This is a genomic window from Cupriavidus sp. CuC1 (genome assembly GCF_044627735.1).
GTDB lineage: Bacteria > Pseudomonadota > Gammaproteobacteria > Burkholderiales > Burkholderiaceae > Cupriavidus > Cupriavidus ulmosensis.
This window is the reverse complement of sequence record NZ_JBIUHC010000257.1, coordinates 1-8,730: the sequence shown is the minus strand read 5'-3', so window position 1 is coordinate 8,730 and position 8,730 is coordinate 1. Positions and strand designations below refer to the sequence as shown.

At 65.1% G+C, this 8,730-nt stretch carries 7 protein-coding genes; 2 read left to right on the top strand and 5 right to left on the bottom strand.

The window, feature by feature from the left end:
* Nucleotides 1-201: 201 nt before the first annotated feature.
* The 3 genes from ACGLHR_RS49130 to ACGLHR_RS49120 are packed head-to-tail and all read right to left on the bottom strand — an operon-like array spanning nt 202 to nt 2,712.
* On the bottom strand, nt 202-615 hold the full coding sequence (locus tag ACGLHR_RS49130) for a hypothetical protein (RefSeq protein ID WP_400103062.1): 414 nt from the start codon (nt 613-615) through the stop codon (nt 202-204).
* Nucleotides 616-639: 24 nt separating this feature from the next.
* Nucleotides 640-1,626, bottom strand: a complete 987-nt coding sequence (locus tag ACGLHR_RS49125; protein ID WP_400103060.1) for a Bug family tripartite tricarboxylate transporter substrate binding protein — start codon at nt 1,624-1,626, stop codon at nt 640-642.
* Between the two features lie 60 nt (nt 1,627-1,686).
* Nucleotides 1,687-2,712: an NAD(P)H-dependent flavin oxidoreductase gene (locus ACGLHR_RS49120; RefSeq protein WP_400103058.1), complete on the bottom strand. Its 1,026-nt coding sequence runs from the start codon at nt 2,710-2,712 to the stop codon at nt 1,687-1,689.
* A 177-nt stretch (nt 2,713-2,889) separates the two neighbouring features.
* Here ACGLHR_RS49120 and ACGLHR_RS49115 point away from each other — a divergent pair, with 177 nt between their 5' ends.
* The gene (locus tag ACGLHR_RS49115) at nt 2,890-3,693 is read left to right on the top strand and encodes an IclR family transcriptional regulator (protein ID WP_400103056.1); all 804 of its coding nucleotides are present in this window, start codon (nt 2,890-2,892) and stop codon (nt 3,691-3,693) included.
* Nucleotides 3,694-3,822: 129 nt separating this feature from the next.
* Nucleotides 3,823-4,995, top strand: a complete 1,173-nt coding sequence (locus ACGLHR_RS49110; RefSeq protein ID WP_400103054.1) for an iron-containing alcohol dehydrogenase — start codon at nt 3,823-3,825, stop codon at nt 4,993-4,995.
* A gap of 76 nt (nt 4,996-5,071) precedes the next feature.
* Here ACGLHR_RS49110 and ACGLHR_RS49105 read toward each other — a convergent pair whose 3' ends face one another.
* Together ACGLHR_RS49105 and ACGLHR_RS49100 are read right to left on the bottom strand one after the other, a co-directional pair.
* A complete protein-coding gene (locus ACGLHR_RS49105) occupies nt 5,072-8,482 on the bottom strand; it encodes an ATP-binding protein (RefSeq protein ID WP_400103052.1) in 3,411 nt (1,136 codons plus the stop codon).
* Nucleotides 8,483-8,541: 59 nt separating this feature from the next.
* Nucleotides 8,542-8,730: hypothetical protein (locus ACGLHR_RS49100; RefSeq protein WP_400103050.1), on the bottom strand; the 189-nt coding region annotated here is incomplete at its 5' end.

Below are 8,730 nucleotides of genomic sequence, written 5' to 3'. Positions count from 1 at the left end.
GTGGCACGGCGGCATGTCTCTACCGCACGTGTCATCAAGGCTGGGCGCGTCGTTTGATCACCTTGAAAGGGGTGGGTCTTAAGGGGTCAGACGCGCGATCGTCCGGGCAAGTTTTGCCCGGACACCGCGCCCTGTCATGGCGTCCCGACGCGATTGCTACCTCAGAATGTGCAACCCGCTTCGTGGAGATTCAAAGGTCGCTCAGGGCCCGAAGCTGGAGCGCGCCTGAATGCCCCAGCCGCTGTCCTCCAGGGTCATGACGTACATCGAGTCATAGACGCCAATCACACTGTGGTCCTTGCGCAAGCGCGTGTAGCTCAGCAGGACGTGTGCCTTGCGCGCGTTGAACTGCACGACCTCGCGCGATTCCCAGCGGCTGTATGACCAGCCGACCGCCTGCTCGAGCCGCTGGAACAGGTCCATCGGGTTGTTGCCGGGCGCCTCGTAGACGACGGTGCCGCCGTTGGCCAGCCGGGTGTGGGGAAAGTGCATGCAATGGTCCATGGCCGCCGCGTCGTGGTCGTTCAGCGCCTGCATGAAGGCATCGAGGACGGCATTGCAGGCGCGCTGGATTTCTTCGCGCGTGGACGTATTTCCGGTGAGTTGGTTGGGCATGGCCTGGGTATCCCGGTTGAGGTGTTAATCCGCAGTGATGTTGGCCTGCTTGATGACGGCGCTCCATTTCCTGTCTTCCGCCGCCAGGAAGCTCGCATAGTCCGCAGGCGAGCTGGATACCAGCTCCAGACCCTGGTCGGCGAACTGCTTGCGGATGGCCGGCGTCCTGGCAAAGTCAGCGACCTCCATGTTCAGCCGGGCAACGACATCCGTGGGGGTCTTGCCGGGCACGAAGATGCCGTACCACGAGACCATGCTGAAATTGGCCACGCCGGCCTCGGCAAAGGTCGGCACATCGGGAATCAGCGGGTTGCGCGCGGTGGAGGTGATGGCCAGCGCGCGCAGCTTGCCGGCCTTGAGATAGGACAGGGAGGTGATCAGGCTGTCGAACATGAAGGCGGTCTGCCCGCCCAGCAGGTCGTTCATCGCCGGCGACGAACCCTTGTAGGGAATGTGCGTGAACTGGGCGCCGGTGCGCTCACTGAGCATGGCCCCGGCGAGGTGCGGCGAGGATCCATTGCCGTACGAACCGAAGGTGATGGTCTGGGGTGCCTTCTTGGCCGCGTTGAGCAGGTCGGCGAGCGTCTTGTAGGGGCTCGAGGCGTTCACCACGAGCACATTGGGGCCTTGCGCGATGAGCGAGACCGGCTTGATGTCGGCGGCATTGTAGGGCAGTTTCTTGAGAAGGTGAGGATTCACCACGGCCTGGCCGATCGCCGCCAGCAGCACCGTGTAGCCATCGGGCACCGACTTCGCCACCGCGTCCGTACCGATCACGCCGCTGCCGCCGGCGCGGTTGTCCACGATCATGGTCTGGCCCATGGCCTGCTGCGCATGATGGGCCAGGTTCCGGGCCAGCACGTCGGTGATGCCGCCGGGCGGGAACGGCACAACCAGCCTGATCGGCTTTTCCGGGTAGGCCGCCCCGGCCGGCGCGGGGCCGAGCGCCAGGCTGGCGCCGGCCAGCGCAGCGGCGATGCAAAGGATCCTCCTTGCGATCGGAACGTTCATGGCTTTTGTCTCCTTGCCTCTTGGGCGTTATGGAATGGGTAGTCAGGTGGCAGCGCCATCTCAGCCGACGGGCACGGCGCCCGCCGTGGCACGCACGGCGGGCGTCCGGAGCCGGCCGAGCCCGTCCAGTGCCGCGCACATCTCGGACTCGATGCGGGCAATGATGTCGTGGAGGGGTTCGATGCGATCCGCGAACGTCACGGCTTGCCCCAGGGAGAGTGCACCCACGCTCGCGTCCCCGGTCTCGTAGGCCTTACGGCCGAGCAGTCCCGCCACATGGGGGCGCAGCATCTCGAAATCCCCGGCGTGGGTGCGTTCGAGTTCCAGCACCTTGTCAGTCGAGGTGTTGTGCAATGCGCGCACGGTGTTGCGCACGCTTTGCATGATGAGCGCGGTATCCGTCTCGCGCAGGCGCAGCAGCGTTTCCTTGTAGTCGCGGTGGGCCCAGATCTCCTCGGCGACCAGGAAGCGGGTGCCGATGACCACGCCGCCAACGCCGAGCGCCAGCGCCGCGATGACCTGCGCGCCCAGTCCGATGCCGCCGCCCAACAAGACCGGAATGCGGAGCTGGCGGCCGGCGAGCGCGCCCTGGACCATGCTTCCGATCAGGTCGATCCCGGGGTGCCCGCCGCATTCCGCCCCCACGACCGACACCGCATCGACGCCGACCGCCTGGGCCTTGAGCGCGTGGCGCAGCGACGGCGCCTTGTGCAATACCTTGATGCCCGCCGCGTGGAGCATCGGCAGATAGGGCTCGGGGTTGCGCCCAGAGGTTTCCACGAAGCGCACGCCCGAGCGCGCCACCTCGTCGAAGGTTTCCTCGACACGCTCGCCCGGCGCCGGCGCCGGCAGCATCGACACATTGACGCCGAAAGGGAGTCCGCCAGCCAGGTCCTGGCAGCGCGCGATCTCGTCGCGCAGCGCGGCAGTGTCGGGGAGGCTGGCGGCCGTGATGAACCCCATGGCCCCGGCACGGGCGGCTGCGGCGACGTAATTGGCATCCGCCAGCCATTGCAGGCCGCCGGCAACAATGGGAAGGCGGATACCGAACATTTCGGTGATCGGGGTGGAGAACGGCTGGGACATCGTGGACCTCTTGCGGCTACGCATTGTAATGGAACGCTAGTTTCATTTTATTTTGGTAGATCCGCTGCAGCAAAGTCAAATTTTCTTTTGTATATTATTATGTGCTTTATTAGCACCTTGCAAAGTGGCCTCGTCCGATTATAATGGCACACATGTTCCATTTATAAAGCCGAGAACGTGAGCACGAAAACCGCAACAACAACCCCAGACACCGAAGAGACCGACAAGGAGCAGGTATCGGCGCTCGCGCGTGGATTGATGCTGCTGGACTGCTTTCCCTCCAATGAACGCTTCCTCGGCATCCAGGACCTGGTGGAGCGCACGGGATTGCCGAAGGCGACCGTTTCCCGGCTTGCCCACACGCTGCTGGCCAATGGCTATCTCGAGTACGCGCAGGAGCAGGCCAAGTTCTACCTGGGGGCGCGGGTGGTGTCGCTGGGCTTTTCGGCGCTGGGCGCCATGCGGGTCCGCCAGCTGGCGCGACCGCTGATGCGGGAACTGGCCGACAGCTGCTCCGCTTCGGTCGGCATCGGCATGCGCGATCGCCACACCATGCTCTATGTGGAGAACGCAGCGAGCGCGGCCAACCAGAACTTCCGCCTCAATATCGGTTCGCGCGTCCCGCTGGCGACCTCGGCGATGGGCCGGGCCTATTACTGCGGGCTGTCCGAGAGCGAGCGGGAGGGGCTTTTGTCCGAGTTGTCGCAGCGCGCGCCGTCCGAGTTCGGCCAGATCCGGGACTCGCTCGAGGCCGGCCTGGAATCATTCCGGAAACTGGGCTTTTGCCTGTCCGTCGGAGAATGGCAAACGGACGTGAACGCCGTGGGCGTGCCTTACCGTTCGGCCGACGGCACGGCGGTGCTGGGTTTCAATTGCTGCGGGCCGTCCTACCAGTTGCCGCCGGGCGATCTCATCGATAAGTGGGGCCCGCGCCTGCTCAATGTAGTTCGCAACGTCGAGGCGGCGGTCCTGGCGGCGTAGCCCGACACGCTTCCCTTCGCATCTCCTTTGTAGATCCGCGGCAAGGCGATAGCGCCTCGCCGGGGGCGGCCTTGCGCCATGTTGTTGCACCGCCGGACACTCCGGCCAACCTAGATGGAAAGGATCACGATGAGACAAGGTTCATTCAGCATTCCTCCGATGGAGCGCGTATTTTTCGGTCGGCCGTTTGTCGACGTCGTCCTGGAGGAGGTGGAGCGGCTCGGCGCCAAGCGGGTATTCCTGCTGGTAAGCAACACGCTCAACAACAAGACCGACGAGATCAACAAGCTGCGCGATGCGCTGGGCGCGAATTTCGCCGCCATCTACGACGACATCCCGGCCCATATCCCTCGCGATGCCGTGCTGCGAGCGGCGGCGGTGGCGCGCGCCGCTGATGCGGACCTGATCGTGACGGTGGGCGGCGGCTCAATCACGGACGCGGGCAAGAACTTGCAGCTGTGCCTCGAGCACAATATCACCGAGCTCGACCAGTTCGAGCCGTTCCGCCTCAAGACAGACCCGGTCACCGGCGTGGTCGAGGCGCCGGTTTTCCGCGGGCCCAAGGTCCGGCAGATCGCGGTACCGACGACCTTGTCGGGCGGCGAATTCCACCAGAGCGGCGGCTCCAACGATCCTGTCAAGAAACTCAAGCAGAGCATCCGCAACCCGCTCATGATCCCGCGCACGGTGGTGTTCGATCCGGTGCTGACCCGGCATACGCCGCTCGGGCTGTGGCTGTCCACCGGCATGCGCGCGGTCGACCATGCGGTCGAATCGTTCTGTTCGCCCTATGGCAGTCCTTTCGTGGACGGGACGGCGCTGCAGGCCTTGCGCACGCTGCCCGATGCGCTCAAGCGCACCAAGAAGGATCCCGGCGACATGGAGGCGCGCGCCGACGCGCAGGCCGGCATGTGGCTGTCCCAGATGGGCATGTGGTCGCTGGTGCCGATGGGTGCCAGCCACGGCATCGGCCACGTGCTCGCGGGTACCTTCCATGTACCGCACGGCCATTGCACCTGCGTGACCTTGCCGAGCGTGCTGCGCTTTAACAAGCCCGTGACCGAGGAAAAGCAGAGGCTGCTGAGCGAGGCGCTCGGCGATGCCAGCCGTGAAACCGCGGACTTGGTGGCCGAGCTGATCGACGCCCTCGAGATGCCGAACCGCCTGCACAAGGTCGGCGTGGAGCGCAAGGATTTCGAACTGGTTGCCCGCAACGCCTTGCTGGACCGCTGGACCCACAGCAATCCGCGCAAGTTCAAGGGGCCGGAAGAAATCATTGCCCTGCTCGAAGGTGCCGCGTGAGTTGAGTGCTTCGGCGGCGCGCTCAAAGCCGGCTCAGAACCCCCGCGGTGGATGCGCCCACCGGCCAGTGTGCTCTTCAGTCTTGCTGGCCGGAGGGTCGCGCGGCATCCAGCAGGGCCTTGGCCTGCTGCCAGTCGGCGGTGTCTAGCCCTTCCGTGAAGGACGCGTGAAGCCGGGCTAGCGTCTGCCGCGCGGCTTCCGCCTTGCCCTGGTTTTCCCATAGCCGGGCGAGGCTCAGCGCCGCGCGCAGCTCAAGCGACTTCCCGCCTTGCTGCCGCGCGATCGCGATGGCCCGATGAAAACACGCTTCCGCCGCTTCGGGGTCGACGGACCCGCCCGGGCGATGGAGAAGCAATTCCCCCTGGAGCCGATGCAGTTCCGCTTCGTAGTAGCGTTCCCGCGTATTGCCGACCATGGACAGCCCGTCGGCCAGCACGTCGAGTCCGGCCTCGGTTTGTCCGGCGTCCTCGTAGATTTGGGCCAGCAGGGCCAGGAAATAGGGCCGGCCTAGCTCGGCCCCCGTGGCCTGGTAGGCGGCCAGGCCACGGCGGATCTGGAGGATGCCCTCTTCACGGCTCCCCTGCTCGGCCAACGCCCAGCCCCGCAGGATGGTGCCCCATGCGAGCCAGAAGGGAAACCCTTGTTCGGTCGAGAGCGTGATGGCGGCTTCGGCGCACTCCCTGGTCAGTTGTGCGTCGCGCCGGCACTGATGCAGCTCGGCCGCAAAGGCCAGTCCGAGTGCGAGGCTGAAAGGATGAGAAATCTTCCGGGCCAGCGCCAGTGCCTCCTGGGTGGCCTGGCTGGCTTGCGCCGGAAAACCCAGAAGCCATAAGACCCATGCCAGGAGGCTGCGGCCACGGACCCCATGATCCAGCCCGAACAGTGCGTCAGGGGCAATCCCTTCAGGTTCATAGTGGGCAAGCCCCCGCTCCAGGTGCGCCCGCGCCTTGTGGAACTCGCCCAGAAAGAGCGAAGTGCCTCCCAGCCCAATGTGCGCCTGTCCAAGCAACGCCGTGTCTTGCGCATCCTCGGCCAACCTGAGCAGCGCCTCCCCTAGCGCATACGCGGTCTCGTGCTGCGCACGCAGCGAATAGAATGCGCGCATTCCCAACTTCACCTCGAAGCGCTCAGCGGTGTTACCGCCGAGTTCGCACAAGGTCAGCGCCCGGGTATAGGTGGCCTCCACCTCCGGCGAGGCATAACCTGTCGCGGCAATCAGGGCGGGACCCAGCGTGACGCGCAATGCAAGCTCCTGGTGTGCGCGCTCCGGCGTGTCGGGCAGGCGCTCGAGCAGTTCCAAAGCCGTACTCAAGTGGCGGATGGCATCGAGATGCGCCGAACGCTCAACGGCCTGACGCCCGGCGCAATGCAGGTATTCCACCGCCTTGGGGATGTTGCCGCTGTGACTGTAGTGATGGGCCAGTTCGCTGCAGTGGTCTTTCAACTGCTGATGGAAGAGGGCCTCGATGGCCCGCCCCGTGCGTTCATGCAATGCGCCGCGCTGTTCCGAGAGCATGGAGTTGCCCGCGACCTCCTGAGTCAGCGCGTGCCTGAACGCATACTCCACCTCCGGAAAGGCGGGTTGCCCGTAGATAAACTCTCCGGCCTGCAGACCGGCCAACAACGGATACAGACGGTCTTCCGGCTGCCCGGTGACCTGCCGGATCAGGCTCAACGGGAATGCCTTGCCGATCACGGCCAGGGTCTGCAGCAGTTCCTTCTGCGCGGATGGCAGCCGATCCATGCGCGCCGCGAGCACGCCCTGTACCGTGGTCGGAATATGCAGCGCGGCCGGGGTCTTTTCGATGCGGTACCGGCCGGGCTCACCGAGCAGCGCCTTTTCCTCGGCGAGGGTCTGGACGACCTCCTCCATGAAGAAGGGGTTGCCCTCGGTCTTTTCCAGGATGAGCTGCTTGAGCGGCCCGAGACCGGGGTCATCGCCCAACAAGACGCCGAGCAGGCCTTGCGCCTCGGCAGGACCGAGCGGGGCGAGCCGCAATTCCGTGCAATTGTCTTGCCTGACCCAGGCGGACTGATACTCGGAGCGGTAGTTCACAAGCAGGAGAATCCGGGCGTCCGCCGCCCGCTCGACGAGGTAGGCGAGAAAGGCTTCTGTCTCGCTATCCAGCCATTGCAGGTCTTCGAACAGCAGCTCAATGGGCTGATTCTTGCTTTCTCGCTTCAGCAGGCGCGTGATCGCCTCGAACGTGCGCTCGCGCCGAAGGCCGGCGCCCATGTCCGCCAGCGCCGAGCCGGGCTCGCCGATACCCAGCAGATAGAGCAGGTAGGGCATGAGGTCCTCGAGGCTGCGCTCCAGCGTGAGGACCTTGCCCGTGACCTTCTCGTGGCATCGCCGCTTGTCGTCCTGGGGGGTGATCTGAAAGTAGTTCTTCAGGAGCTCGATCAGGGGCAGATAGGCAAAGGCTTTGCCATGCGAGACCGAAAAAGTCTCCAGCACCAGGGATCCGCCCTGCGAGCGCGCCTTGAACTCGTGGAACAGCCGCGACTTGCCGACGCCGGCCTCCCCCACCACCGCGACGATCTGCCCGTGCCCGGCCACGGACTGGTCCAGCGCCAGGTGCAGCGCCTCCAGTTCGGCTTCGCGGCCGACGAAGCGAGCCAGGCCGCGGTGAGCTGCCACCTGCAGGCGCGTGCGCAACGCCCCGAGACCCAGCACCTCATAGACCACGAGCGGTTTGGGGATGCCTTTGACCTGGGCGTCTCCCAGCGCCTTGAACTCGAAATACCCCTCGGCGAGCTTGTGGGTGGATTCGCTGACGAGAATGGACGTGGGCGCGGCCATTGTCTCCATCCGCGCGGCAATGTGAATCGTGTGCCCCACCGGATCATAGTCAGTGTGCAGGTCGTCCTTGCGGATCGAGCGCACGACCACCTCGCCCGTGTGGACGCCCACCCGGATCTGCAGCGAGATGCCCTGCTCCAGCCGGAGCCGGTCGCTGTGCCGGCGCATCGCCTCCTGCATGCGCAGCGCCGCGAACAATGCGCGCTGGGTATGGTCCTCATGCGCGATAGGCGCGCCGAACAGCGCGAGAATGCCGTCGCCCAACGACTTGGCCACGTACCCCTCGTAGTAATGCACGGCCTCCATCATCAGCTCGATGACGGGGGTGATCAGGTGATGGGCCTCTTCCGGGTCCCGGTCGTGGATCAGGGCGGTCGAGCCCGCCATGTCGGCAAACAGGACGGTGATTGTCTTGCGTTCGCCAGAGGTCTCTCCCCGGGCTTCCAGCGCCGCCTGCTCGGCCCGGATACGCTCGGCCAGGTGCGGCGGCGTGTAATGAACGGGGGCGGCGGCGGAGGGTTGCGGCAATTCACTGACGGGCTCGCCGCAAGCACTGCAAAAGCGCGCCGTCGGACTCAGTTCGTGGCCACAGCGCGCGCACAGGCGCGGGAGCCGGTTGCCGCACTGCTCACAAAAATTGGCGCCAACGGCATTCTCGAACCCACAATTTGTGCAGCGCTCCATGGGAGCCTCCCTGGACGTCCTCCAGGTAATTAAATGCCCCCTTGCCTTTCGTCGCAAGACTAGCCCGCCGCCGCGCCGTTGGGGGTGGTCGAAGCGCTGCGAGTACGGTATCGCAGCGCGATCTGCCCGAACAGCTCGGACAGGCTGGATTCGCGAAAGCGCCGGCTTAGACCCAATACTGTTAACAAATTCGAATTTGTGTTAACTTTCAAGCCTCTGCAACAACAAGAAGAGCTTGAAGGATGGCA